We start from the raw sequence: 25951 nt of genomic DNA on the forward strand, positions 1-25951 counted from the left end.
GGGATGGGGGAGGGCAGGGCGCCAGGCAATGCGTTCGGACGAGCGGACACACGAAAAAGGGCGGCCACCGAAGTGACCACCCCTTCATTCCCGCGAAGGAAACCGTCAGCGAATTACGCGACGGTCTTCATCTTCTCGGCGGCGACCGCCAGGCGGTTGCTGAGCGGCTGGGCGATCTCGCCGGCCAGCTTCATCATGTGCTCGGTCGAGCGCGAGGTTTCGGCGACCATCGAGTCGAAGCTCGAACGGGCGAAGTCCGACTGCAGCTTCATGAACTCGGTCGGAGACTTGACCTGCGACAGGGTCTGCATGACCTGGCTGACCTGCTCGAACGAGCGCTTGGCATAGTCGGCCGCGCCCTGACCCAGCGTCTCGGCGCCCTTGGCGGCGATCTTCGACGATTCGACGACCGCTTCCAGGTTTTCCTTGTTGAAGGCGATCATGTCTTCGAACAGCTTGGCGCTCTTTTCCATACCGGCCTGGGTGCGGGCCTGGGCTTCGCCGAACATCGCCTGGGTCTTGGCGGCGGTGTCCTTGGCGGCGTTTTCGATGGTGCTCGTGGCTTCCATGATGGTGTCCTTGGGCTTTGAGTCCGCCGAAACCGCGGCGGTCGGGGAAGAAAGGGTAGGGGCTGCCGGTTCCGGCTTCGGCTCGGCGGGCTTGGCCGCTTCGACCGGCTTGGCCGCCGGAGCTGGAGCCTCTGCTACCGGCGCGGCCGGAGCCTTGGGGGCCGGAGCGGGCTTGGCAGCCTTAGTGACTGCCGGGGCAACGGTGACGGGCGCGGCCACGACCGGCGCGACGCTCTTCTCGGCGGCCTTGGCCGGAGAGGTCAGCGGCAGGCCGGGGCTCGCGGGCGCCACCGTCTTGGCGACGGGTGCCGCAACCGCAGGCTTGGAGGCGGAAGGGGAATCGGAGGGAAGACCGGGCAACGTCTTCGCGGCGGCCGGCTTGGCGCTGCGACGAGGCTTGGCCGCCGGCTTCGCGGCGGGGACGGTCGGCTTGGTCTTATCCAACAGCACTCTCCCGATTTGTTGCGCTGCACAATAGCGATTCGCGACGACGAAATCAAGCCTATTGTGCAGTGCAACAAAACCGAAATTAACGCTGTCTGACGTAGCGTCCGGGCGCTTCGTCGAGGGCGGGAAGCGCGCCCTCGCCCGGCACCCGCGCACCCGCTGCCGCGACGGTGGCGGAGTCGCGCTGGCGCAGCCAAGTGGCCCAGTCCGGCCACCAGCTGCCCTTGGTCTCGGTCGCGCCCGCGACGAACTCGGCGAGTGTCGCGGCGGGGGTGTCGTTGGTCCAATATTGATATTTGCCGGCGGCAGGCGGGTTCACCACGCCCGCGATATGCCCCGAGCCCGCCAGCACGAAGCGCAAGGGGCCGGTGAACGCTTCGGTGATCTTCCACACGCTTTCGGGCGGCGCGATATGATCCTCGCGCCCCGCCTGGACATAAGCGGGGGTGGCGACCTTCGTCAGGTCGAGCGGCACGCCCGCCACCGCCATCGCGCCGGGCTTTACCAGCATATTGTCGCGGTAGAGATCGGTCAGATAGCTCAGATGCCATTTGGCGGGCAGGTTGGTGACGTCGCCATTCCAATGGAGCAAATCGAACGGCACATAATCGCGCCCCAGCAGATAGTTGTTGGTGACGTAATTCCAGATCAGGTCGCGTCCGCGCAGCAGGTTGAACGTCATCGCCAGATAGCGTCCGTCCAGATACCCCTCGGGCGACAGGGTCGAGATCAGCTTCAACTGCTCGTCATCGACGAAGTGCAGCAGCTCGCCCGCCTTGGAGAAATCGACCTGCGCGGTGAAGAAGGTGGCGCTGGCGACTTTCGCCGCCTCGCCCTTCGCCGAGAGATAGGCGAGCGTCGCGGCCAGCGTCGTCCCCGCCACGCAATAGCCGACGCTGTGCACCGCCTCGACCGACAGCAGCTCGCGCACCGTGTCGATCGCCTCGACCTGGGCGGTGACGTAATCGTCCCAGATCACGTCCTTCATCGTGGCGTCGGCCGACTTCCACGACACCATGAAGACGCTGAACCCCTGGTCGACCAGCCATTTGATTAGGCTCTTCTCGGGCGCGAGGTCGAGGATGTAGAAGCGGTTGATCCACGGCGGAAAGATCAGGATTGGCACCGCCGCCACCTGTTCGGTGGTCGGGGTATAATGGATCAGTTCGTACAGGTCGGTGCGCTTGACCACCTTGCCCGGCGTCGCAGCGAGGTTGCGCCCGACCTCGAAGGCGCGCGAATCGCTGTGCGTCAGCTGCCCGCGCCCCAGGTCGGCCATCATGTTCTGAAGGCCTTTCAGCAGATTCTCGCCGCGCGTCTCGACGATCTTGTCGAGCACTTCCGGATTGGTCGCGGGGAAGTTGGTCGGGCTCATCGCATCGATAAAGCCCTGTGCGGCGAAGCGGATCTGTTCCTTCTGCTTCGGATCGACGCCCTCGATCGCATCGACGCCGCGCAGCATATGGTCGGATATGACCTGGTAGCTTTGCCGAATCCAGTCGAAGAGCGGCGACTGCCACTGCTCGGCCTTGAAGCGACGGTCGGGCTTGGGGGGGGCGCTCGGTTCGGCGGCGGGGTCGACGAAGCGCTGCCACAACTTCATCGAATCGGACCAGAAGTCACGGACCCGACCCATGGTGGCGGGGTCGTTGAAGCCCGGCACCACCGGCATGCCCTCGGGCGGGGGCGACAGCGCGGCCTCCATCATCATCTGCTGCGCCCGGCCCATCACCCAGGTCCAGTGTTGCAACTCTTCCAATGTGGGCATGGCAGGGACTGTCGCGGGGCGGGCGGTCATCGCATCCTCTCGTTCGTGTAACCCCGTCTTAGCGTCAGGATATTGCGCCGTCATGTCGGGTCGCGTTGGGAAACGAAAGACGCTAAGGTCCGGGTCCCAAATCGTTACACAGAGGGACCCATGTCCGAAGAGTTCTACCGCATCAAGCGCCTGCCGCCCTATGTCATCGCCGAAGTCAACGCGATGCGGGCGGCGGCGCGCGCGGGCGGCGAGGACATCATCGATCTGGGCATGGGCAATCCCGACCTGCCGCCGCCCGACCATGTGCTCGACAAGCTGGTTGAGGTCGCCAAGAAGCCCGACGCGCACGGCTATTCCCAGTCCAAGGGCATTCCCGGCCTGCGCCGTGCCCAGGCGAATTATTACGGCCGTCGCTTCGGCGTCGACCTCGATCCCGAGACCGAAGTGGTCGTCACCATGGGCTCGAAGGAAGGGCTGGCCAGCCTCGCCACCGCGATCACCGCGCCGGGCGACGTGATCCTGGCGCCGAATCCCTCCTATCCGATCCACACCTTCGGCTTCATCATCGCGGGCGCGACCATCCGCGCGGTGCCGACGACGCCGGACGAGGCCTATTTCGAGAGCCTAGAGCGGGCGATGCACTTCACCGTGCCGCGCCCTTCGGTGTTGGTCGTCAACTATCCGTCCAACCCGACCGCCGAGACGGTGGACCTGGCCTTTTACGAGCGCCTTGTCGCATTCGCGAAGAAGCATGAGCTGTGGGTGCTGAGCGACCTCGCCTATTCCGAACTCTATTATGACGGCAGCCCGACGCCCTCGATCCTTCAGGTGAAGGGCGGCAAGGACGTCGCGGTCGAGTTCACCTCGCTGTCCAAGACCTATTCGATGGCGGGGTGGCGCATCGGTTTCGCGGTCGGCAACAAGAAGCTGATCGCGGCGATGACGCGGGTAAAGTCCTATCTCGATTACGGCGCCTTTACCCCGATCCAGGCGGCGGCCTGCGCCGCGCTCAACGGGCCGCAGGACATCGTCGAGAAGAACCGCCAGCTCTATCACAAGCGCCGCGACGTGCTGGTCGAGAGCTTCGGTCGGGCGGGCTGGGACATTCCGAGCCCCAAGGCCTCGATGTTCGCCTGGGCCCCACTGCCGCCCGCGCTCGCGCATCTGGGCAGCCTGGAATTTTCCAAGCAGCTGCTGACCGAGGCCAAGGTCGCGGTCGCGCCGGGCGTCGGTTACGGCGAGAATGGCGAGGGTTTCGTGCGCATCGCGCTGGTCGAGAACGAGCAGCGCCTTCGCCAGGCTGCGCGCAACATCAAGCGGTATCTGCAATCAATGGGCGTCAACACGCCGGGTTCCGCCAAGGCGCTCTGACGCGCTGGGCCATCGGGGCGGGTTGCCAATCGGCCGCCCGCCCTACCATGTCGTATTTCGGCCCCCTTCGATCCGATCGGGTCAGGCGGCTTGCGCGTGCGGGCGTTGGAAATGGCGGCTTCGCTTGACGATGTACATCGCCTCGTCCGCCTGCCGGATCAGCCGGTCGAGCCCCTTGTCCGCTGATCCGGTCGCGATTCCGATGCTCAGCGACGGCGGACAGGGCGAATCGACGGCGGCGACCACCGCGCGGTCGAAACGCTGGGATAGCGCCTTGCCCAGCGCCTCCGCCTCGGCATGGGCGGCGGCGGGCAGGACGCAGAGAAACTCGTCGCCGCCGATGCGTACCACCTGTCCGCGCGCACCCAGTTCGGCCTGGGCCAGATCGACCAGCAGCCGCAGCACCATGTCCCCCGCCGCATGCCCCTGCGTATCGTTGAGCGACTTGAAACGGTCGAGATCGATCAGCAGCAGGGCGACCGGGCCGTGCCGGGCGATCCCGCTCTGATCCAATCCGAATCGGTTCAGCGCGCCGGTCAGGCTGTCACGACAGGCCTGTTCACGCAGTTCGCGCTGGGTACGCTCGGACTCGATCAGCAGCAGCGAGAAATGGGTCAGCGTCACCATGATGATCGCGGTGCCGACCGCCCAATGCGCCATCAGGCTGGCCTGGGCGTGCCAGGCGGGAAAGGTGAATCCGATCAGGTTCAACACCATGTTCAGCAGGAAGGCGATCGTCGAGAGCGCGAAGATCACCGCCATGATGCCGGCGGTCATCAGCCTTTCCCGCCGCGCGATGCCGGTCACCAGCCAGGTGAGCGACAACAGGCACAGGATGCGGGCCATGCCCATCGCCGCCACGGTCCAGCGGACGTCATACGGGTCGAAGAGCAACAGCGCGACCAGCCCCGCCCCGGTGGCGCCGAACAGGATCATCAGGATGCGTGGCGGCGCCCGGCCGCTCATGGTCGCGGCGCTGCGCATACTCAGGGCAAGGCCGATCACCAGGATCAGGTTGAGCAGGCGTTCGACCGGCAGCGTGCTGGAGCCGTCGAAGAGCAGCGCCAGCCCGTTGGCCAGACCGATCAGGATTTTCGCCAGCCCCCAGTCGCGCACCCATCCGCCGCGATCCTGGCGCGTCAGGCCCGGGGTCAGGTGAAGCGCACCGATGATGAAGTGGCTGATCGCGGCGATCACCTGGATGGTAAAGACGTCGAGAATCAAATTATGGGTTCCGTAGCGGGCATGGCACGACCCTTCGTGAAAGCCGCGACGCGATCTTAACTTATGACATGTTGAGAAAAGGTTGGCGTGAGGTCGGCCTTCATGGTGGCGGACCCTGCGTGAAGGATTGATCCCATGGCCACCCAGCCGCTACGGCAGAGGCAATCCCGCCAACGGGCCACGCGCCTGTCGGGGGCGCCAGAACGGCCGACGGAGTGACATGTGAGTAACGAACTCGAAGAAATGCGTGAGCATCTGCTCGTCGCCATCGCCGCGGCGCCCGCGCTGGATGCGCTGGAGACGGTGCGCGTCGATGCGCTGGGCAAGCAGGGCCGCATCACCCAGCTGCTCAAGACGCTGGGCAAGATGAGCCCCGAGGAACGCCAGGTCGAGGGGCCGCGCATCCATTCGCTGCGCGAGACCGTGACCGAGGCGCTGGCGAGCCGCAAGGCAGCGCTGGAGCAGGCGGCGCTTGACGCGCGGCTGTCGTCCGAGCGGCTGGACATGACCCTGCCGGTCGACACCGCCAGCTTCGGCACCGTCCACCCGGTCAGCCAGGTCATGGACGAGCTCGCCGAGATCTTCGCCGACCTCGGCTTCGCGGTCGCGACGGGGCCGGAGGTGGAGACCGACTGGCACAATTTCACCGCGCTCAACATCCCGGAGACGCATCCGGCACGGGCGATGCACGACACCTTCTATCTGGCGGGTGTCGAGGCGGGCGGCGACGAGCGGACCGTGCGCCGCGTGCTGCGGACACACACCTCGCCGGTGCAGATCCGCACCATGCTCGACCAGAAGCCGCCGATCCGCATCATCGCGCCGGGCCGCACCTATCGCTCCGACTCGGACGCGACCCACACGCCGATGTTCCATCAGGTCGAGGGGCTGGTGATCGACAAGGGCATCACGCTCGGCCATCTGAAATGGACGCTGGAGACCTTCCTGAAGGCGTTCTTCGAGCGTGACGACATCGTGCTGCGCCTGCGCCCCAGCTATTTCCCCTTCACCGAACCCTCGGCCGAGGTCGATGTCGGCTACACCATTGAGAAGGGCAAGCGCGTCATCGGGGGTTCCGGCGGCGGCTGGATGGAAGTGCTGGGCAGCGGCATGGTCCATCCCAAGGTCATCGAGGCATGCGGGCTCGATCCCAATGAGTGGCAGGGCTTCGCCTTTGGCTGCGGCATCGATCGCCTCGCCATGCTGAAATACGGGATGGACGATCTGCGCGCCTTTTTCGACGGCGATATCCGTTGGTTGAAGCATTACGGGTTCGCGAGCCTCGACGTACCCACGCTGTCGGGAGGAGTCGGCGCATGAAGTTCACCCTGGGCTGGCTGAAGAGCCATCTGGACACCGACGCCTCGCTCGACACCATCGTCGAGGGGCTGACCCGTATCGGCCTGGAGGTCGAGGGCGTCCACAATCCGGGCGAGGCGCTGGCCGCGTTCCGCGTCGCGCGCATCCTGTCGGCCGAGCGGCATCCGCAGGCGGACAAGCTGCAGGTCCTGTCGGTCGATGCCGGTGACGGCCCGATGCAGGTCGTGTGCGGCGCGCCCAATGCGCGCGCTGGCCTGGTCGGCGTGTTCGGTGCGCCGGGGGCTTATGTCCCTGGCCTCGACGTGACGCTGAAGGTCGCCGCCATTCGCGGCGTCGAGTCGAACGGCATGATGTGCTCCGCGCGCGAGTTGCAGATCGGCGAGGGCCATGACGGCATCATCGAACTGCCCGAGGATGCGGCCATTGGCACGTCTTTCCCCGACTATGCGGGGCTGAACGATCCGGTCATCGACGTGTCGATCACGCCCAACCGCCAGGATTGCATGGGCGTCCACGGCATCGCGCGCGATCTCGCCGCCGCAGGGCTGGGCACGCTGATCGCGCCGACCGTGCCGCAGGTGCCGGGCGAGGGCGCGGGGCCCGACGTGCGTATCGAGGATGCCGAGGGCTGCCCCGCTTTCTATGCGCAGGGCGTCTCGGGCCTGACCAATGGCGAAGCGCCCGAATGGATGCGCCAGCGGCTGACCGCGATCGGGCAGAAGCCGATCTCGGCCTTGGTCGACATCACCAATTACATGACGGTCGATCTCGGCCGCCCGCTGCACGTCTATGACAAGGCCAAGCTGTCGGGCGGTCTGGTCGCGCGGAAAGCCCGCGAGGGCGAGACGGTCGAGGCGCTGAACGGCAAGACCTATACCCTGTCGGAAGGCATGACCGTCATCGCCGACGACGCGGGCGTGCACGATATCGGCGGCATCATGGGCGGCGCGCATTCGGGCGTGTCGGAGACGACTACCGACGTCATCATCGAATGTGCGTACTTCACCCCGGAGGTGATCGCGCGCACCGGCCAGACGCTGGCGCTGACCAGCGACGCACGCACCCGGTTCGAGCGCGGGGTGGACCCGGCCTTCCTCGACGACGGCCTCGCCATCGCGACCTTCCTCGTCCTCGAATATTGCGGCGGCACCGCCAGCAATGTGACCCGCGCAGGCCAGCCGCCGGTCGTAGCGAAGACCATCGCCTATGATCCCAATCTGGCAGAGACTCTGGGTGGCCTCGCCATCGCGGCCGACCGGCAGAAGACGATTTTGGAATCGTTAGGCTTCACCGTCACCGCCGACTGGCAGGTGACAGCTCCCAGCTGGCGTCGCGACGTGGACGGCCCCGCCGATCTGGTCGAGGAAGTCATCCGCATCGAAGGCATTGACCATGTTCCCCCGGTGGCGCTGCCCCGCGCGCCCGGCGTCGCGCGTCCCACCGCCACGCCGCAGCAGAAGCTGGAGCGTCGCGCCCGCCGCGCCGCCGCCGCACGCGGCCTGGACGAAGCGGTGACGTGGAGCTTCATCAGCGAGGCGCAGGCCGCGCCCTTCGGCGGCGGCGCGTTCACGCTCGCCAACCCGATCAGCGAGGATCTGAAGGTCATGCGGCCCTCGCTCCTCCCCGGCCTGCTCGCCGCGACCGAGCGCAACATCAAGCGTGGCGCGACCGCCGTTCGCCTGTTCGAGATCGGCCGCCGTTACCTCGAAGAGGCCGAGCGGCCGACCCTCAGCGTCGTGCTGGCGGGCGACAAGACGCCCCGCAACTGGCGCTCGGGCAAGGCGCAAGGCTTCGACGCCTATGACGCCAAGGCCGAAGCCATTGCGCTGCTCGCGCAAGCCGGTGCGCCGGTGGACAATCTGCAGGTGATGGGCGAGGCGGGCGATGCCTGGCATCCCGGCCAGTCGGGCACGCTGCGCCTCGGCCCGAAGACCGTGCTGGCGGCGTTCGGCATGGTCCACCCGACGGTGCTCAAGGCGTTCGACCTCGACGGCGCGGTGGCGGCGGTCGAGCTGTATCTCGACGCGATCCCGCCCAAGCGCGCGACGGGCTTCATGCGGCCCGCTTACACACCCCCGACGTTGCAGTCCGTGAAGCGCGACTTCGCCTTCCTGGTCCCCACCGATCTGGCGGCCGACCAACTGATCCGCGCAGTGCGCGGCGCGGACAAGGCGGCGATCACTGCCGCACGCGTGTTCGACGTGTTCGCAGGTCAGGGCGTGCCCGAGGGGCATAAGTCGGTCGCGGTCGAGGTGCTTCTGCAACCCTCGCAAAAGAGCTTCACCGACGAGGAACTGAAGGCCATCGCCGACAAGATCGTCGCGGCCGCCGCCAAGCAGGGAGCGCAGCTTCGTGGCTAATGAGGAAAACTGGGTCCGCATCGGCAATGACCATCTGTCGGCGGCGATCAATCCGTTCGGGGCCGAGCTGTCCTCGCTGAAGGACGCAGACGGGCGCGAGTTGATGACGAATGCGGACCCGGCTTTCTGGACCGGCCGCGCGCCCCTGCTGTTCCCGGTGATCGGCGTGACGCGTGACGGCATCCGCTTGAACGGCCGGCATTATCCGATGGCCAAGCACGGCTTTGCCCGCCATTCGATGTTCGAACTGGTGACGCATGAAGCCACCCGCGCGGTCTTCTCGCTGGGCGACAGTGAGGAAACCCGCACCTCCTATCCCTTCGCCTTCCGGCTGGAGGCGGAGTTCCGGCTGGAGGACGCCACGCTGGTGATGGAAATCCGAGTCCTCAACCGGGGCGAGGAACCGATGCCCGCCAGCTTCGGCTTCCACCCCGCCTTCGCCTGGCCGCTGCCTTACGGCAAAGCACGGGCCGATCACCGCATCGTCTTCGAGAAGGACGAACCCAGCCGCCTGCGCGAGATCGCGCCCGACGGCCTGATCGCCGAGGCGCGCCGCGACAGCCCGCTCGACGGGCGGCTGCTCCATCTGGCGGACGATCTGTTCGCCAACGACGCGCTGGTCTGGGATCCGGTCGAGAGCCGCAGCGTCACCTATGGCGCGGACGGTGCGCCGCAATTGCGCATCGCCTTTCCTGATACCGACAAGCTCGGCATCTGGACCAAGCCCGGTGCGGCCTATGTCTGTGTTGAGCCCTGGCACGGCATCGCCGACCCGGAAGGGTATGACGGCGACTTCTTCGACAAGCCCGGCGTGTTCGTCGTGCCGGTCGGGGCAGAGAAGGTCATGCAGATGACGGTGACGCTGGCGGGGTAAACGTCTCTAAGCCCCTCCCCTTCAGGGGAGGGGTTGGGGTGGGGCTTCCCCTCAAGTCCCAGGCTTGCGGAAGCGCCCCACCCCCGGCCCCTCCCCTGAAGGGGAGGGGAGATTTGTCAGGGGCCTGTCTTGTGCCACAATTTGCTGTAACAGGCGCAGCATCTCGGGCGCTCGGATGCGCCATTTCCTTATCTGACAGAGCCGCCCATGACTTCCCCCCGCCGTACCTTCGCGATCATCTCGCACCCTGACGCCGGTAAGACCACGCTGACCGAAAAGCTGCTCTATTTCGGCGGCGCGATCCATCTGGCGGGCGAGGTCAAGGCGCGCGGCCAGAACCGGCGCGCGCGGTCGGACTGGATGAAGATCGAGCAGCAGCGCGGCATCTCGGTCACCTCCTCGGTGATGACGTTCGAGAAGGACGGCGTGACCTTCAACCTGCTCGACACGCCGGGCCACGAGGACTTTTCGGAAGACACCTATCGCACGCTGACCGCAGTCGATTCGGCCGTGATGGTCATCGACGCGGCGCGCGGTATCGAGGCGCAGACGCGCAAGCTGTTCGAAGTCTGCCGCCTGCGCTCGGTGCCGATCATCACCTTCATCAACAAGGTCGACCGCGAGGGGCGTCCGCCCTTCGAACTGCTCGATGAGATCGCCGACATCCTGGCGCTCGACGTAGCACCGATGAGCTGGCCGGTCGGCATGGGCGGGTTGTTCGAGGGTATTCTCGACCTCACCACCGGCAAGGTCAGCCGTCCCGAGGGCGACAGCCGCGCCTTTCACGGCAAGGTGGACGACGCGCCGACCCTGCCCGCCGAGGTCGCCGAAGAGGTCGAGCTGGCCCAGGCCGGCTATGCCGAATTCGACGGCGAGGCGTATCGCAACGGCGACCTGACGCCCGTCTATTTCGGCTCCGCGCTGAAGGACTTCGGTGTCGCCGAGCTGATCGACGCGCTCAGCCGCCATGCGCCGCCGCCCCGTCCGCAGCCCGCCGAACCCGCGCCCGTTTCGCCCGAGAACAAGGAAGTCACCGGCTTCGTGTTCAAGGTGCAAGCGAACATGGACCCGCAGCATCGCGACCGCATCGCGTTCATGCGGCTGTGCTCGGGCACCTTCAAGCGCGGCATGAAGCTGACGCCGACGGGCCATGGCAAGCCGATCGCGGTCCACTCGCCCATCCTGTTCTTCGCGCAGAATCGCGAAGTCGCGGACGAGGCGTTTCCGGGCGACATCATCGGCATTCCGAACCACGGGACGCTGCGGGTCGGCGACACCCTGTCGGAGCGGGCGGACGTGCGCTTCACCGGCCTGCCCAATTTCGCGCCCGAAATCCTGCGCCGCGTGGCGCTCAAGGACCCGACCAAGACCAAGCAGCTGCGCAAGGCGCTGGACGACATGGCCGAGGAGGGGGTGACCCAGGTCTTCTATCCCGAGATCGGGTCGAACTGGATCATTGGCGTCGTCGGGCAGCTCCAGCTCGACGTGCTGCTGTCGCGACTGGATGCGGAATACAAGGTCGCGGCGGGGCTGGAACCCGCGCCGTTCGACACCGCGCGCTGGATCACCGCCGAGGACCCCGCCGACCTGAAGGCGTTCATGGACCTGAACCGCTCGGCCATGGCCAAGGATCGCGACGACAATCCCGTCTTCCTCGCCAAGAGCGCCTGGGAAGTCGGCTATGTCGCCGATCGCTATCCCAAGGTCCGCTTCCTCGCCACGCGCGAGCGCTGAGACGGAACCGGAGGCCCGTGTCGCGGCTTCATGGTACATGATCGAACAGGGAATGCCCATGAACCACGCCGCGATCGAAGCGACCTTCGAAGCCAATGAGAAGCTGATCCGCCGCCGCGCGCTGAAGGCCGGGGCCAAGGCGCTGACTATCGGCACCGAAAGCCTGGCCGAGACGATCGACGCCATCGGCGATGCCTATGGCCTGACGGGCGCACAGCGCCGCCAGCTGGAGCCCGGCATGGCGATCGAGGCGCAGGAGATCGTCGGCAAGCTCAAGGGCTTTGTCGGCCCCGCCGCGCTGTTCAGCGATCTGCGCGGCGGTGCGGGGCTGTTGTCACAGGCCAAGGCGGCCGGGCGGCTGGCCAAGACGGCGCGCAAGATCGGCCAGGGCGGCCTAGCGGCGGGTCGCGTGGCGGCGCGTGGCGGACGTGCGGCACGGGGGCTGCCCTGGGCGGCGCTGGGCGTGGCGGCCTGGGGTGTCGGCAATGGCGGCTGGTTCTGGTGGAAGGCGCACGCCTATAACCGGGCGTGTCGGGATTTGTTGATGGGTGAGGTGGTTCAGCCTGCCTGATTTGGTTCGGGGACGTGGGCTTCGACTTCGCTCAGCCTGAACGGCTGTTCTGATCGGGGCTTTTCCCTGAACCCCGTTCAGCCTGAGCGAAGTCGAAGGCCACGCCCACGCCCACGCCCAACGCTCAACGCCCGGCCCGGTCGTCCCAGGCCAGTCCCTCGACCAGCGAATCCCGAATAGCGCGCAGGATCGCCGCGGGGTCGTCCTTCGCCCGCGATTCGCTTTCCAGAAGCTGCTGCACGCCGCGCACGGTATAGCCCTGCTGATTGAGCAGCTGGTCGATGCGCCGGATCAGCGCCATGTCCTCGGGCCGGTAATAGCGGCGATTGCCCGCGCGCTGGACGGGCTTCAGCTGCGGAAAGCGGCCTTCCCAGTAACGCAGGACATGCTGCGCCACGCCGGTCTCGCGCGAGACCTCTCCGATGGTGCGCAATGCACCATCGGCCTTGCCGCCATCCGTGGGCCGTTCGGGCCTATCCCGCCGCGACAATACGGTCGCGCATCATCTGGCTGGCGCGGAAGGTCAGCACGCGGCGCGGTGCGATCGGCACCTCCACCCCGGTCTTGGGGTTGCGGCCGATCCGCTCCCCCTTGTCACGCAGCACGAAGGTTCCGAACCCCGAAATCTTGACGTTCTCGCCGCGCGACAGTGCCTCGCACATCTCGACGAGAATCTGCTCGACCACATCGGCCGAGTCGGATCGCGACAAGCCGACTTCCTGATGCAGCGATTCTGCCAGGTCGGCGCGCGTCAAAGTTCCAGCGTTGGTCATTTGGCCATCCCCCAATGGTATCTGGCGATCCGGTATCATACCGCCCGATGGGACCGAAAGGGATTTATCTCCGTTAATGTCAATCGATTGTTCAGAACCGGATCACGGCAGCACCCCAGGTAAAGCCTCCGCCCATCGCTTCCAAGACTAAAATGTCGTTTTCACGGATGCGACCATCGCGCACCGCCGTGTCGAGGGCGAGGGGGACCGAGGCCGCTGAGGTATTGGCATGGCGGTCGACGGTGACGACCACCTTTTCGGCGGGCAGGTTCAGCTTGCGCGCGGTCGCGTCGAGGATGCGGGCATTGGCCTGGTGAGGGACCACCCAGTCGACATCGGCCGAGGTCAGGCCCGCCAGACCCAGCGATTCCTCCATCACCTGCGCCAGATTGACGACGGCATGGCGGAACACCTCGCGCCCCTTCATCCGCAGCTTGCCGACCGTGCCGGTGGTCGACGGGCCGCCATCGACATAGAGCAGGCCGTTGTGGCGGCCATCGGCATGGAGCTTGGTCGCCAGGATGCCGCGCCCCCCTTCATCGTCGCTCTCGCGCGCTTCCAGCACCATCGCGCCCGCGCCGTCGCCGAACAGGACGCAGGTGGTGCGATCCTCCCAGTCGAGGATGCGGCTGAAGGTCTCCGCGCCGATCACCAGCGCGCGGCGCTGCACGCCCGAGCGCAGCATCGCATCGGCGACCTGCACGGCATAGAGGAAGCCCGAGCAGACGGCGGCGACGTCGAACGCGACGCAATCGTTGATGCCCAGCATCGCCTGGACCTTGGTGGCGGTCGCCGGGAAGGTCTGGTCCGGCGTCGCGGTCGCCAGCACGATCAGGTCGATATCCTGCGCCGACAGCCCGGCGGCGGCGATCGCGGCCTTGGCGGCGTCGGCGGCCAGCGTCGCGGTCGTTTCCTCGGGGCCTGCAATGTGGCGGAAGCGGATGCCGGTCCGCTCGACGATCCACTCGTCGGAGGTGTCGACCTCTTGCGCCAGTTCTTCGTTCGACACCCGCCGGGTTGGAAGTGCCGACCCCGTACCCGTGACGATCGAACGAATCATGCGGCGTCCTCGAAATTCAGGAGATCCTCGGCGATGCGCCGGGTCAGGTCGGCGCGCACCATCTTGGCCGCATTGCCGATCGCGGTGGCGACGCCCAGTTCGTTGGCACTGCCATGGCTCTTCACCACCACGCCGTTCAGGCCCAGGAATACCGCGCCATTATGGTTGTTGGGGTCGAGATGGTCGCGCAGCAGCTGCGTCGCGGGGCGCGAGATCAGGAAGCCGATCTTTGAACGGGTCGACGAGCGGAAGGCGCGCTTCAACAGGTCGCCGACGAAACGCGCGGTGCCCTCGGCGGTCTTGAGCGCGATATTCCCGGCAAAGCCGTCGCACACGATCACGTCGACCTCGCCACGGGCCAGCTGGTTGCCCTCGATAAAGCCGGTGAAGTTCAGCGGAAGGTGATTCTGGCCACGCAGCACAGCGGCGGCGTCGCGAATCTCGTCGGTGCCCTTCTGGTCCTCGGACCCGATATTGAGCAGCGCCACGCGCGGATTGTCGAGTTCGAGCAGGACGCGGGCATAGGCCGCACCCATCACGGCGAACTGGACGAGGTTGCGCGCATCGCACTCGGTATTGGCGCCGAGGTCGAGCATGACGACGTCATTGTCGCCGAGCGTGGGCAGCGGGGCCGCGAGGGCGGGCCGGTCGATACCGGGCAGGGTGCGAAGCGACAGCTTGGCCATCGCCATCAGCGCGCCGGTGTTGCCCGACGAGACGGCGGCGGCGGCGCGGCGCTGCTTCACCAGATCGATGGCGATACCCATCGATGTCGTCCGCGCACGCCGGATCGCCTGGCTCGGCTTTTCATTCGAGCCGACGATCTCGGGCGCGTGGACGATTTCGGACGCGGCGGACAGGTTGGGATGGGACTTCAGCCCCTCCGCAATCTGCGCCTCGTCACCGACCAGGAAGAACCGCATGCCCTCGAAGCGGCGTCGCGCTCTGGCGACACCGGCGAGCATCACGGCCAGCCCGTCGTCGCCGCCCATCGCATCGACGGCGATCCAGGCGTTATCGGCCATGGGTATCCTCTAACGGTCGTTCAGGTGAAGGTAGAGGGATCAGCCCTCGACCGACACGACCTCACGGCCGTTATAGTGGCCGCAGGCGGTGCACAGGTTGTGCGGACGCTTCAGCTCGCCGCAGTTCGGGCATTCCTGGAATGCCGCGACCGTCAGCGAGTCGTGGCCACGGCGCATGCCGCGCTTGGAGGGCGAAGTCTTTCTCTTGGGGACGGCCATTGCGGCACCTTATCAATCGAACAATGGGTGGAATACGCCACGATCAGCACCCATTGCGCGCCCGGATCGACGACCCGGCCGCGTGAGCACCCAGCCGGACGCATCGCGAAGCCCCGCGCCTATAGCGAGTTTTGCCGATGTTGCAAGCGTGGGCGCCAAATGGCACTCCCCGGTATCCGGCAATTTACAGGAAAGACGGCATTTATGGTCCTGCCCGTTACGCTCAGCATCGCGGCGGCGGCCGCCATCGTCAATTTGTGGCTGGCCCTGCGAATCGTCATGGGGCGATTCCGCGGCAAGGTGATGATCGGCGACGGCGGCGATTCGCGACTCGTGGCGGGTATGCGGGCCCAGGCGAATTTCGTCGAATATGCGCCCTTCGTCCTGATCCTGATGGGCCTGATCGAGTTGGGCGGCGGGTCGTCCTTCTGGCTGTGGATCGCGGGCGGCGCGTTCATCGTCGCGCGGATCGGCCATGGCTGGGGCATGGTGCGACCGGCGCCCAATATCGGGCGGGCCGGGGGTGCGATTGGCACCTGGGCCATCCTGGCGTTGTTGGCGGGCTGGGGAATCGGGATCGTCTATGCGACCCAGGCCGTTCCCGCCCCGACCACGACCGTCGTAAGGATCGACCGCTGATGACCCGCCTGCCCCTGATCGGCCTTGCCGCCCTGATGCTGACGGTATCGCTGACCGCCGCCGCGCCCGACCCCATTTCGCCGCAGCGCCTGTCGGCCGATGTGAAGACACTCGCCTCCGACGCCTTTGAAGGTCGCGCGCCGGGGACGCCGGGGGAGACGAAGACGGTCGACTGGCTGGTTGCGCAGTTCAAGGCGATGGGCCTGCAACCCGGCGGCCCGAACGGACAATGGACGCAGGCCGTGCCGCTGATCCGTACCCAGATCGGACAGGGGACGATGCGGGCGGGCGCGATGCCGCTGGTCCAGGGGCAGGGCGTCTATGTCTCGACCGTGCGGCCGGTCGACCGGGTGGCGATCAAGGACGCGCCCATGGTCTTTGTCGGTTACGGCGTCCATGCGCCCGAACGCGGCTGGGACGACTTCAAGGGCATCGACCTTAAGGGCAAGATCGCCGTCTTCCTGGTCAACGATCCCGATTTCGAGGCGGTGGCGGGCAACGATGCCAAGGGCAGGTTCGGCGACCGGCGCATGACCTATTACGGCCGCTGGACCTATAAGTATGAGGAAGCCGCACGGCAGGGCGCGATCGGCGCGCTGATCGTCCATGACACGGCCGGGGCGGGCTATGGCTGGGCGACGGTGACGGCCCCGGCGGGCGAGAATTACGATATCGTCCGCAGCGACCCGACCTCGCGCATCCTGTTGCAGGGCTGGCTGTCGGGCGAGTCGGCTGGCCGGTTGTTCGCCGCCGCCGGGCTGGACCTGGCGCAGCAGCGCAAGGCGGCACGGCGGGCCGACTTCCGGCCGGTGGAATTGAAGGGGCAGACCTTCTCCGCCGACCTGCCCGTCACCACCGTGCGCGCCGAGAGCCGCAACGTGCTGGCCAGGCTGCTCGGCAAGTCGCGCCCCGATGAGGTGGTGATGTTCGGCGCGCATTGGGATGCCTATGGCAAGGGCAAGGCGGATGCGCAGGGCCGCACGATCCGGCCCGGCGCGAATGACGACGCGCTGGGCGTCGCGGGCGTGCTGGAACTGGCACGCGCGTTCAAGGCCGCCCCGCCGACCGACCGCAGCCTGGTCTTCGCGCTATGGACCGGCGAGGAGCGCGGGCTGTTGGGGTCGGAGACCTATGCGGTGAAGCCGGTCTATCCGCTTGGCAAGACCGTCGCCAACCTGACGCTCGACATCCTCCAGACGGCGGGACCGGCCAGGGACGTGATGCTGGTCGGTGACGGCCAGAACGATCTGGAGGACCGGTTGAAGTCCGCCGCCGCCGCGCAAGGCCGTACCGTGACGCCCGAGGCGCTGCCCGAGCGCGGGCTTTTCTATCGCGCCGATCACTTCTCGGTCGCCAGGCGGGGCGTGCCGACGCTGCTGCTGATGGCGATCAGCGGCGCGCCCGACCTGATCTCGGGCGGGCGTCCGGCGGGGCAGGCATGGCTGGACGACTATATGCGCTGCTACCACCAGACCTGTGACGCATGGGATGCCAAGTGGGACCTGCGCGGGGCGGCGGCGGATGTCGGGCTGCTCTACCGTATCGGGCGCGATCTGGCTTCGTCCCGCGATTGGCCCGAGTGGCGCGCGGGTTCCGAGTTCAAGGCGATTCGTAGCGAGAGTGCTTCGGAACGACGGTAGTCCCTTGGCCTTCGACTGCGCTCAGGCTGAACGGGGTTTGGGGTTTGGACCCAGCCCCCGTTCAGGCTGAGGGAAGTCGAAGCCCACACAAAACGCTCACCCCAGACCCAGAACCCGGTCCGCCACGAACGCATTGCTCTGTCGCTCATGCCCGAAGGTGCTGGGCTGACCATGACCCGGAATGAACGCGGTTTCGTTCCCCAACGGCCAGAGCTTCTCGACGATCGAGCGGATCAGCGTGTCGTGATCCCCGCCCGGCAGGTCCGAACGCCCGACCGAGCCCTGAAACAGCACATCGCCCACCAGCGCGAAATGTGACGGCGCATGGTGGAAGATCACATGCCCGCGCGTGTGGCCCGGCGTCTCGTACACATCCAGGGTCAGGTCGCCGATCGTCACCGTGTCGCCTTCGGACAGCCAGCGGGTCGGCTCCAGCACCTGGGCGGGGATGCCGTAAGCCTGGCCATCCTCGTCCAGCCGCGCCAGCCAGAACCGATCCTCTTCCTGCGGCCCCTCGACGGGCACCGACAAGGCATCGGCCAGCGCCTTGGCCCCGCCCGCATGGTCGATATGGCCGTGGGTCAGCAGGATCTTCTCGACCGTCACCCCGGTCTTGGCGATGGCGTCATGGATACGCGGCAGGTCGCCGCCGGGATCGACCACCGCCGCCCTCATCGTCGCGGTGCACCACACGATCGAACAATTCTGCTGAAGCGGGGTGACGGGCACGATTGCGGCCCGGAGCGGCGGGTTCTGGGGAGCACTGGTCATGCCCCGGCGATAAAGGCTGGGACAGCCCGGGCCAATCGATACTTGCATGGGGGGGCAGGCGACGTGCATGGATCGTCATTCATGGCGCGTCCCCTTCCTCCTTTCATCCTGCTCGACGATGCCCGTGACGGGGGAGCGGCGGCGCGTCTCTACACGCGGCCGGTCCGCATCGTCACCGCACACCGGGCGGACGAGGTTCCGGCAGCGCTGGACGCCCTGCGCGCGGCCAGGAAACGCGGGCTCGAGGCGGTCGGCTACCTGGCCTATGAAGCGGGTGCGGCCTTCGAGCCCGGCGTGCCGCCCCGCCCGATCGACGGCCCGCTTTTGTGGTTCGGCCTGTTCGAGGGATATGAGACCGTCGAGTCGGCGTCGCTGCTCCCCGATCCGGCGGGCGGTTGGATCGGCGAGATGGTGCCCGAGCTGGACGCCGCGCGCCATGCCGAACAGTTCGCCGCCGTCCAGGCGCTGATCGAGGCGGGCGACCTGTATCAGGTCAACCAGACCTTCCGCGCGACCGCGCCGGTGCTCGGCGATCCGCTGGCGCTTTATGCGGGCCTGCGCGCCCGGTCGTGCGCGGGCTGGGGCGCGGTGGTGGCGACCGGGGATGCGACGATCCTGTCGCTGTCCCCCGAACTCTTCTTCGCGCTGGAAGCGGGCAAGCTGACCGCACGGCCGATGAAGGGCACCGCGCGGCGCGAGGACGATCCGGCGGCCGATGCCCGCGCGGCAAAGGCCCTGCGCGACGATCCCAAGCAGCGCGCCGAAAATCTGATGATCGTCGACCTGATGCGCAACGACCTGTCACGCGTCGCGCGGGCGGGCAGCGTCGCGGTGCCCGAGCTGTTCGCGGTCGAACCCTATCCGACGGTGCATCAGATGGTGTCGACCGTCACCGCCGATCTGGCCGAGGGGCGCGACGCGCTGGACGTGCTGGCGGCGATCTTCCCCTGCGGCTCGATCACCGGCGCGCCCAAGATCCGCGCGATGCAGGCGATCGCCGAGATCGAGGACTCGCCGCGCGGCCTGTATACCGGCGCGATCGGGCGGCTGGATGCCAATGGCGATGCGATGTTCAACGTCGCGATCCGTACCCTCGTCTGGCAGAACGGCGAGGCCCATGCGACGCTGGGCATCGGATCGGGCGTGGTCGCCGACTCGGTGGCGGCGGACGAATGGGACGAATGCCTGGCGAAGGCGGCGTTCCTGGCCGGGGGGCGGCCGGATATCGACCTGATCGAGACCATGGCCTTCGATCCGCTCGAAGGGATTCAGCATCTGGAGGCGCATCTCGCGCGGATGAAGGCGAGCGCCACCGCGTTGGGCTTCCGCTTCGACCGGCATGATGCGCGCAACGAGTTGCAGGCGGCGACCTTCCGCCTGCGCGATGTACGGCGTATCCGGTTGCTGCTGGCGCGCAGCGGCGCGCTGGTGGTCGAGGTCGGGCCTGCGCCCGCCCGCTTCGACGGCGTGATGCCGGTGCGCATCGTGCCGCTGCCCGTCTCGCCGCTCGATCTGCGGTTGCGGCACAAGACCAGTGCGCGCGGCTTCTATGACGCGGCGCGGGCGGCGGCAGGGACCGGGGAAGTGGTGTTCGAGACGCCCGACGGCCTGCTGACCGAGGGCAGTTATACCTCGCTGTTCGTGCCGCGCGGCGATGTCCTGGTGACGCCGCCGCTGGCGCTGGGGCTGCTGCCCGGCGTGCTGCGCGCGCATCTGATCGAAACGGGCCGCGCGATCGAGGGTACGCTCACCCGTGCCGATCTTCGAGACGGATTGTTGCTTGGCAATGCGCTTCGCGGATTGTTTCGTGCACAGATGGTTGCGGATTGAGGGGATGGCAGGCTAAGGCGCGCCCGCAATCTCCTGACGCAAAGGTTCCGTTTCATGCAGCCCTCCGCCGCGCTCGGCCGTATCAGCCCGTCCCCCACGCTCGCCATCACCAGCCGCGTGATGGAGCTGAAGCGCGCCGGTGTCGACGTGATCGGACTGGGCGCGGGCGAGCCCGATTTCGACACGCCCGACTTCGTGAAAGAGGCCGCGATCCAGGCGATCCGCGACGGCAAGACGAAATACACCAATGTCGACGGCACGCCCGAGCTGAAGGCGGCGATCGCGGCCAAGTTCGCGCGCGACAACGGCCTGACCTACAAGGCCGATCAGATCAGCGTGAATGTCGGCGGCAAGCACACCCTGTTCAACGCGATGGTCGCGACGATCGATGCGGGCGACGAGGTGGTGATCCCGGCGCCCTACTGGGTCAGCTATCCGGACGTCGTACAGTTCGCGGGCGGCGTGCCGGTGATCGTCAAGGCCGGGCCGGAACAGGGGTATAAGCTGACCCCGGAGGCGCTCGACGCCGCCATCACGCCCAAGACCAAGTGGGTCATCCTGAATTCGCCGTCCAACCCGACCGGCGCGGGCTATACGGCTGACGAGCTGAAGGCGCTGGGCGAGGTGATCCTTCGCCACCCGCATGTCTGGGTCTTCGCCGACGATATGTACGAGCATATCGTCTATGACGGCTTCCGCTTCGCCACCATCGCGCAGGTCTGCCCCGAGTTGTACGAGCGCACGCTGACGGTAAACGGCTGCTCCAAGGCCTATGCCATGACCGGCTGGCGCATCGGCTATGCGGGCGGTGCGCCCTGGCTGATCAAGGCGATCGCCAAGCTCCAGTCGCAGTCGACCTCCAACCCCTGTTCGGTGGCGCAGGCGGCGGCGACCGCAGCCCTGACCGGCGACCAGAGCTTCCTGGCCGAGCGGAACCAGGCGTTCCAGGCGCGGCGCGACATGGTGGTGGCGATGCTGAACGCCATCGAGGGCATGACCTGCCCGACGCCGGAGGGCGCCTTCTATGTCTATCCGTCCTTCGCGCCGCTGATCGGCAAGTCGACGCCCTCGGGCCGGTTGATCGACAGCGACGAGGCGTTTGTCGGCTATCTACTCGACGATGCGAAGGTCGCGGCGGTGCAGGGCGCGGCGTTCGGCCTCTCGCCCGCGATGCGAATCAGCTATGCGACCTCGGACGCATTGCTGCGCGAGGCGTGCACCCGCATCCAGACGGCGTGTGCCGCGCTGAAATAAATTTCGCGGCGCTGCACCGCGAAAGCCAGCCGATCCGGTCGATACGTCGGATTGGCTGGCTTTTTCATGGCCTTATATGCGCCGCAGCAATAAGGCTTAACTGTGGCATGAACGACACGTCCACGTGCCGTTAATGCTGTGTTTCCTAAATCGCCATTGTCGGAACGGCGCCGATCGACCAGATGGCGCCCGGATGATCGCTGACCCGACCGGGGAGCGACCCGTTTAGACAGGTGAAGTGAACGATGCGTGCCCTCCTCAAGTCCAGCTTCGTGTGGCAGTTCGCCGGCGGATTTGCGCTTGGCGCTCTCGGCCTCGTGGTCCTTCACCCGGCGGAAGCACCCAGCCGTTACGGTTCGGCGCCGGTCGAGGCGGTTCGCTAAGGGGCGGATTCCCTTGGCCTTCGACTTCGCTCAGGCTGAACGGAGCGGAGGGAGGGAAGGCTACCCGACGACAGCCGTTCAGGTTGAGCCCTTCGGCTGGCTGGCAAGCCAGCCGCTCAGGATAAACTTCGGCGCGCAGCGTCGAAGCCCACGCCCCGACGCTCAGCCCCTAGCCGAACCCCAAAAACACCCCATATCCCAGCGATGCGTAACACCCTCTGCATCGCCATGGCCGCGACCGCATTCGGAGCGGTCGCTCTGTCCTCCCTTCCCGCCAGCGCCGAGCGCGCCGTGCCGTTGCCCAGGGCGACGGTCGACGTACCCGCGACGCCCCGCCCGCAGGTGGCCGTGCTGGCGGGCGGCTGCTTCTGGGGCATGGAGGCGGTGTTCCAGCGGGTGAAGGGCGTGCGCTCGGTCACGGCGGGTTATGCGGGCGGGCGTCGCGAAGATGCGAACTATGCCGCCGTCTCGACCGAGCGGACCCGCCATGCCGAGGCGATCCGCATCACCTATGATCCTGCCAAAGTATCCTACGCCACGCTGCTGCGCGTCTATTTCGCGATCGCCCATGATCCGACCCAGGTGGGCGGCCAAGGCCCCGATCGCGGTCCCAGCTATCGCTCGGCGATCTTCGCGCAGTCGCCCGAACAGGCGAAGGTCGCGCGCGACTATATCGCGCAGCTGACCCGCGCCCATGCCTTTCCCCGGCCAATCACGACCCGGATCGAGCAGGGCGGCTTCTTCCCGGCCGAGGCGGAGCATCAGGATTTCTACGACCGCAACCCGATGCACCCCTATATCGTGCGCTGGGACAAGCCCAAGGTCGCGGGCTTCCGGGCGGGCTTTCCCGATCTCGCGCAGGCGGGGTGAGCCACCCAATCCTCCCCGGCACGGGGAGGGGGGACCATGCACAGCATAGTGGAGGGGGATCGCCCCAAATAGTGTCCCTTGTGGAAGCCCCCCTCCGTCAGGGCTGCGCCCTGCCACCTCCCCGTGCCGGGGAGGAGTGATCGTCAGGCACTCCGCGTCAGCGACAGGAACACGTCTTCCAGATCGGCTTCCTTGGTCGAGACATCGACGATGCCGTACCCATCCGCCTGCACCGCCGCGAGAACCTGACCGGCATTCACCTTGTCCTTGGCATAGGTGATTTCCAGCGTGCGGGTCCCCTTCAGGACGATCTTGCCGAAGCTGGCATGGTCGGGCACCGCCGCCACGTCGCGGTCCACCGTCACCGCGACCACCTTTTCCTGCGCCTTGCCGACCAGCTCACGCGTCGGCTCGTTGGCGACCAGGCGACCATGGTTGATGATCGCGATCCGGTCGCACAGCTCCTCGGCCTCTTCGAGATAGTGCGTCGTCAGCACCACCGTCACGCCCCGGTCGTTCAATTGCCGGACATAGGCCCAGAGCTGCTGGCGAAGCTCGATATCGACGCCCGCCGTAGGTTCGTCGAGGACGAGCACGGGCGGCGAGTGGACCATCGCCTTGGCCACCATCAGCCGCCGCTTCATGCCACCCGACAGGGTGCGCGAATAGGCGTTGGCCTTGTCCTCCAGATGGACCGCGCGCAGCAATTCCATCGACCGCCGCTGCGCCTTGGGCACGCCGTACAGCCCGCCCTGGATCTCCAGCGTCTCCAGCGGCGTGAAAAAGGGGTCGAACAGAATCTCCTGGTTGACGATGCCGATCGACGCCTTGGCGTTGCGCGGATGCTGGTCGATGTCGAAACCCCAGATCGAGGCCGATCCCTCGGTCTTCATGACCAGACCCGCCAGGATGTTGATCAGCGTCGACTTGCCCGCGCCGTTCGGCCCCAGCAGTCCGAAGATCTGGCCGCGCGGCACGTCGAAGCTGACCCCGTCGAGCGCGCGCTTGCCGCCCTGATAGGTCTTGGCGATGCCCTGGATCGAGATGGCGGCGTCTGTGCTGGCGGTCATGGGCGTAGCGATAGGCCCGTGCGCGGGACAGGCCAAGCCGGTTTTGCCCCTCTTTGGGCAATTGCACGGGCGGCCACGCCTTGCTATCGCGCGAGCCTATGTTGCCGCCGCCCGAAACCACCCGCGTCACCCAGACCCGCGTCGCTTGCGACGGTGCCACCGACATTCCCGGCGGCGCCGCCCTCGGCCATCCCCGCGTGTGGTTGCAGATCGACGAAACCGGCTATGTCGATTGCGGGTATTGCGATCGCCGTTTCGTGCTGATCGGTGGTCCGGCGGACGGTGCGGACCAGGCGCAGCTTCCCGACCATGGGGATGGTGCCGGGCGCTAAATGAGACTCACGCCCCTCCCGCAGGCGGGAGGGGATGGGGGAGGGCAGGCCACGAGCGACGGTCTCGGTGAGACTCCAAGCCCTCCCCAAACCCCTCCCGCCTGCGGGAGGGGCTTAAGAAGAGGGGTTATCCCCGAACCAACCCCGCCCACGGCAAGTCCGGCCCCTTAGGCACAATCCCGGTCGGGTTCAGCTCCAGATGGCTGGCATAATAATGCGTCTTGATGTGATCGAGATGCACCATCGCCGCGATCTCCGGGATCGCCAGCATGCGTTCCAGCAGGCCCTCCAGCGCCGGATAGTCCTGCACCCGCCGGACATTGCATTTGAAATGCCCATGATAGACCGCATCGAAGCGGACCAGCGTGGTGAACAGTCGAATGTCCGCCTCGGTCATCCGATCGCCGACCAGCCATTCGCGACCCGTCAGCCGTTCTTCCAGCGAATCCAGCTCGGCGAATAGCGGGCCGACCGCTTCGTCATAGGCCTCTTGGCTTTTGGCGAAGCCGCATTTGTAGACGCCGTTATTCACCCGGTCATAGACGGGGGCGTTGACCGCATCGATCTCTTCGCGCAGGTCCGTGGGGTAGTAATTCCCTTCGCGCGCGCCCAGCCCGTCGAACGCGGTGTTGAACATGCGGATGATCTCGGCCGACTCGTTGCTGACGATCGTATCGCGCTGCTTGTCCCACAGGACCGGCACCGTGACCTTGCCACTATAGCCGTCGCGGGCTCGGGCATAGAGCTGCCACAGATAGTCTGCGCCGTGGAGCGGGTCGCCGGTACCGCCGCGCTCGGTGGCGAAGGTCCAGCCATTCTCGCGCATCAGCGGATCGACCACCGACAGGCCGATCATGTCCTCCAGACCTTTAAGCGCCCGGACGATCATCGTGCGATGCGCCCAGGGGCAGGCATAGGAAACATAGAGGTGATAGCGCCCCGCTTCGGCGCGGTGGCCGGTCTGGCCGTCCGGGCCGGGTTCTCCGTCCGCCGTCACCCAGTCGCGAAAGCCGGAATCGGGGCGCTTGAAGCTGCCCTTATCGTCCGACTTGAACAGCCTGTCGGCGTGCCAGACGCCGTCCACCATATTGCCCATGCGTGATCTCCTTTAAGGGAGGGTACGCATGTGGCGGCGGAGCGATCCCCTCATTATTCCTCCCCTGCAAGGGGAGGGGGACCATGCGAAGCATGGTGGAGGGGTGTCCCCAGCAGTGAGGATCGGGAACGTCGCGACCCGGGACACCCCTCCGTCAGGGCTTCTCCCTGCCACCTCCCCTGACGGGGATCATTGCAAAACCCGATTGCGGTGAACCGAGCGGGTATTTTGGATGGGCTGGCGGTCAGCGGCCCCGCCCGCTGACCAGCGGGCGGTGGATGGCGGGGTACGCAAGCGCTGGTGAGCAGGTTCGAGGGGCGGAACGGGTTCAGGTGAGACGCAGTGCGGTGGTCATGTTGTAGGCCAGGGCAAGCAGAAAGCTGTCGTTGCGGTTCCTGACCAGCCCCTTGTAGCGTACACAGTCGAAGCCCCGCCATCGCTTGAGGGTGGCAAAGACGCCCTCGACCTGGGCGCGGATCGGCGCGATCAGGGCATTGTGTCGCCGTTGCCACCGGGTCAGCGGCGGGCCGCCACCCCAGCTCTTGTGCATGATCCGCGGCTTGATGCCTTGCGCGCCCAGCCACTGGCGGCGGGCGCGTCTGGCATAGGCCTTGTCGGCATAGACCGCCCTTTCGTCGCCGCAAACCAGATCGTCGGCGGGCACGGTATCGTTGACGTTGGCCGGGGGCAGCACCAGCCGGCGGATCAGCCGACTGCCATGATCCACCCCGATATGCAGCTTGTAGCCGAAATGCCCGCC

25 protein-coding genes are annotated in these 25951 nt (G+C 66.8%); 13 read left to right on the forward strand and 12 right to left on the reverse strand.

Annotation, left to right across the window (positions count from 1 at the left end; translation table 11 throughout):
- Positions 1–113 precede the first annotated feature (113 nt).
- Positions 114–1013: a phasin family protein gene (gene phaP, locus NS355_RS18260; protein WP_084787766.1), complete on the reverse strand. Its 900-nt coding sequence runs from the start codon at positions 1011–1013 to the stop codon at positions 114–116.
- Positions 1014–1098: 85 nt separating this feature from the next.
- A complete protein-coding gene (locus NS355_RS09265) occupies positions 1099–2814 on the reverse strand; it encodes a PHA/PHB synthase family protein (RefSeq protein WP_058745446.1) in 1716 nt (571 codons plus the stop codon).
- Positions 2815–2934: 120 nt separating this feature from the next.
- On the opposite strand from NS355_RS09265, the gene NS355_RS09270 reads away from it, so the two are divergent.
- On the forward strand, positions 2935–4146 hold the full coding sequence (locus NS355_RS09270) for an LL-diaminopimelate aminotransferase (RefSeq protein ID WP_058745447.1): 1212 nt from the start codon (positions 2935–2937) through the stop codon (positions 4144–4146).
- Between the two features lie 81 nt (positions 4147–4227).
- Here NS355_RS09270 and NS355_RS09275 read toward each other — a convergent pair whose 3' ends face one another.
- Positions 4228–5370: a GGDEF domain-containing protein gene (locus NS355_RS09275; protein ID WP_058745448.1), complete on the reverse strand. Its 1143-nt coding sequence runs from the start codon at positions 5368–5370 to the stop codon at positions 4228–4230.
- A 243-nt stretch (positions 5371–5613) separates the two neighbouring features.
- On the opposite strand from NS355_RS09275, the gene pheS reads away from it, so the two are divergent.
- From pheS to NS355_RS09300, 5 genes are all read left to right on the forward strand, one after another.
- Positions 5614–6690 carry a phenylalanine--tRNA ligase subunit alpha gene (gene pheS / locus NS355_RS09280; RefSeq protein WP_209445054.1) on the forward strand — a complete coding sequence of 359 codons (1077 nt, stop codon included), beginning with the start codon at positions 5614–5616 and terminating at the stop codon, positions 6688–6690.
- Positions 6687–9050 (forward strand): phenylalanine--tRNA ligase subunit beta, encoded by a 2364-nt coding sequence (gene pheT / locus NS355_RS09285; RefSeq protein WP_058745450.1) that lies wholly within the window; start codon positions 6687–6689, stop codon positions 9048–9050. Before pheS ends, pheT begins: the two co-directional genes overlap by 4 nt.
- Complete coding sequence (locus NS355_RS09290; protein WP_058745451.1) at positions 9043–9924, forward strand: aldose 1-epimerase family protein; 882 nt, start codon at positions 9043–9045, stop codon at positions 9922–9924. Before pheT ends, NS355_RS09290 begins: the two co-directional genes overlap by 8 nt.
- Positions 9925–10131: 207 nt before the next feature.
- Complete coding sequence (locus NS355_RS09295) at positions 10132–11658, forward strand: peptide chain release factor 3 (RefSeq protein WP_058745452.1); 1527 nt, start codon at positions 10132–10134, stop codon at positions 11656–11658.
- Positions 11659–11716: 58 nt separating this feature from the next.
- Positions 11717–12229, forward strand: coding sequence for a hypothetical protein (locus NS355_RS09300; protein WP_153008155.1), 513 nt, complete (start codon positions 11717–11719; stop codon positions 12227–12229).
- Positions 12230–12353: 124 nt separating this feature from the next.
- On the opposite strand, the gene NS355_RS09305 is transcribed toward NS355_RS09300, so the two are convergent.
- From NS355_RS09305 to rpmF, 5 genes are all read right to left on the reverse strand, one after another.
- Complete coding sequence (locus tag NS355_RS09305; RefSeq protein WP_058745454.1) at positions 12354–12719, reverse strand: MerR family transcriptional regulator; 366 nt, start codon at positions 12717–12719, stop codon at positions 12354–12356.
- Positions 12703–13002, reverse strand: a complete 300-nt coding sequence (locus NS355_RS09310; RefSeq protein WP_042488275.1) for an integration host factor subunit alpha — start codon at positions 13000–13002, stop codon at positions 12703–12705. The genes NS355_RS09305 and NS355_RS09310 overlap by 17 nt, the downstream gene beginning before the upstream one ends.
- A 91-nt stretch (positions 13003–13093) precedes the next feature.
- A complete protein-coding gene (locus tag NS355_RS09315) occupies positions 13094–14062 on the reverse strand; it encodes a beta-ketoacyl-ACP synthase III (RefSeq protein ID WP_056436181.1) in 969 nt (322 codons plus the stop codon).
- Positions 14059–15087: a phosphate acyltransferase PlsX gene (gene plsX, locus NS355_RS09320; protein ID WP_058745455.1), complete on the reverse strand. Its 1029-nt coding sequence runs from the start codon at positions 15085–15087 to the stop codon at positions 14059–14061. Before plsX ends, NS355_RS09315 begins: the two co-directional genes overlap by 4 nt.
- A gap of 39 nt (positions 15088–15126) precedes the next feature.
- Positions 15127–15306 (reverse strand): 50S ribosomal protein L32, encoded by a 180-nt coding sequence (gene rpmF, locus NS355_RS09325; RefSeq protein ID WP_042488281.1) that lies wholly within the window; start codon positions 15304–15306, stop codon positions 15127–15129.
- 204 nt (positions 15307–15510) lie between these two features.
- Between rpmF and NS355_RS09330 the strand changes: the two genes are divergently transcribed.
- Both NS355_RS09330 and NS355_RS09335 read left to right on the forward strand, forming a co-directional pair.
- Positions 15511–15945 (forward strand): MAPEG family protein, encoded by a 435-nt coding sequence (locus NS355_RS09330; protein ID WP_058745456.1) that lies wholly within the window; start codon positions 15511–15513, stop codon positions 15943–15945.
- A complete protein-coding gene (locus NS355_RS09335) occupies positions 15945–17585 on the forward strand; it encodes a M28 family metallopeptidase (RefSeq protein ID WP_058745457.1) in 1641 nt (546 codons plus the stop codon). Before NS355_RS09330 ends, NS355_RS09335 begins: the two co-directional genes overlap by 1 nt.
- A 96-nt stretch (positions 17586–17681) precedes the next feature.
- Here the strand turns inward: NS355_RS09335 and NS355_RS09340 are convergent, their stop codons facing one another.
- Positions 17682–18356 (reverse strand): MBL fold metallo-hydrolase, encoded by a 675-nt coding sequence (locus tag NS355_RS09340; RefSeq protein ID WP_058745458.1) that lies wholly within the window; start codon positions 18354–18356, stop codon positions 17682–17684.
- 81 nt (positions 18357–18437) lie between these two features.
- Between NS355_RS09340 and pabB the strand changes: the two genes are divergently transcribed.
- The 4 genes from pabB to msrA all read left to right on the forward strand — a co-directional run bounded on the left by pabB (position 18438) and on the right by msrA (position 22693).
- Entirely contained in the window at positions 18438–20186 is a 1749-nt protein-coding gene (pabB, locus tag NS355_RS09345; RefSeq protein WP_058745459.1) for an aminodeoxychorismate synthase component I, read from the forward strand.
- Positions 20187–20240: 54 nt separating this feature from the next.
- Positions 20241–21440 carry a pyridoxal phosphate-dependent aminotransferase gene (locus NS355_RS09350; protein WP_058745460.1) on the forward strand — a complete coding sequence of 400 codons (1200 nt, stop codon included), beginning with the start codon at positions 20241–20243 and terminating at the stop codon, positions 21438–21440.
- Between the two features lie 245 nt (positions 21441–21685).
- A complete protein-coding gene (locus NS355_RS18990) occupies positions 21686–21823 on the forward strand; it encodes a hypothetical protein (protein ID WP_167345433.1) in 138 nt (45 codons plus the stop codon).
- 228 nt (positions 21824–22051) lie between these two features.
- A complete protein-coding gene (msrA, locus tag NS355_RS09355; RefSeq protein WP_058745461.1) occupies positions 22052–22693 on the forward strand; it encodes a peptide-methionine (S)-S-oxide reductase MsrA in 642 nt (213 codons plus the stop codon).
- Between the two features lie 143 nt (positions 22694–22836).
- Here msrA and NS355_RS09360 read toward each other — a convergent pair whose 3' ends face one another.
- Positions 22837–23763 carry an ABC transporter ATP-binding protein gene (locus tag NS355_RS09360; protein WP_056436169.1) on the reverse strand — a complete coding sequence of 309 codons (927 nt, stop codon included), beginning with the start codon at positions 23761–23763 and terminating at the stop codon, positions 22837–22839.
- Between the two features lie 98 nt (positions 23764–23861).
- Between NS355_RS09360 and NS355_RS09365 the strand changes: the two genes are divergently transcribed.
- On the forward strand, positions 23862–24095 hold the full coding sequence (locus NS355_RS09365; RefSeq protein WP_042488299.1) for a zinc-finger domain-containing protein: 234 nt from the start codon (positions 23862–23864) through the stop codon (positions 24093–24095).
- Between the two features lie 127 nt (positions 24096–24222).
- Here the strand turns inward: NS355_RS09365 and NS355_RS09370 are convergent, their stop codons facing one another.
- Positions 24223–25191, reverse strand: coding sequence for a glutathione S-transferase family protein (locus NS355_RS09370; protein ID WP_058745462.1), 969 nt, complete (start codon positions 25189–25191; stop codon positions 24223–24225).
- A gap of 328 nt (positions 25192–25519) precedes the next feature.
- A partial coding sequence (locus NS355_RS09375; protein WP_153008156.1) for a transposase occupies positions 25520–25951 on the reverse strand: 432 nt, incomplete at its 5' end.

The sequence above is a fragment of the Sphingomonas yabuuchiae genome (assembly GCF_001477495.1).
Taxonomy (GTDB): Bacteria; Pseudomonadota; Alphaproteobacteria; order Sphingomonadales; family Sphingomonadaceae; genus Sphingomonas; species Sphingomonas yabuuchiae_A.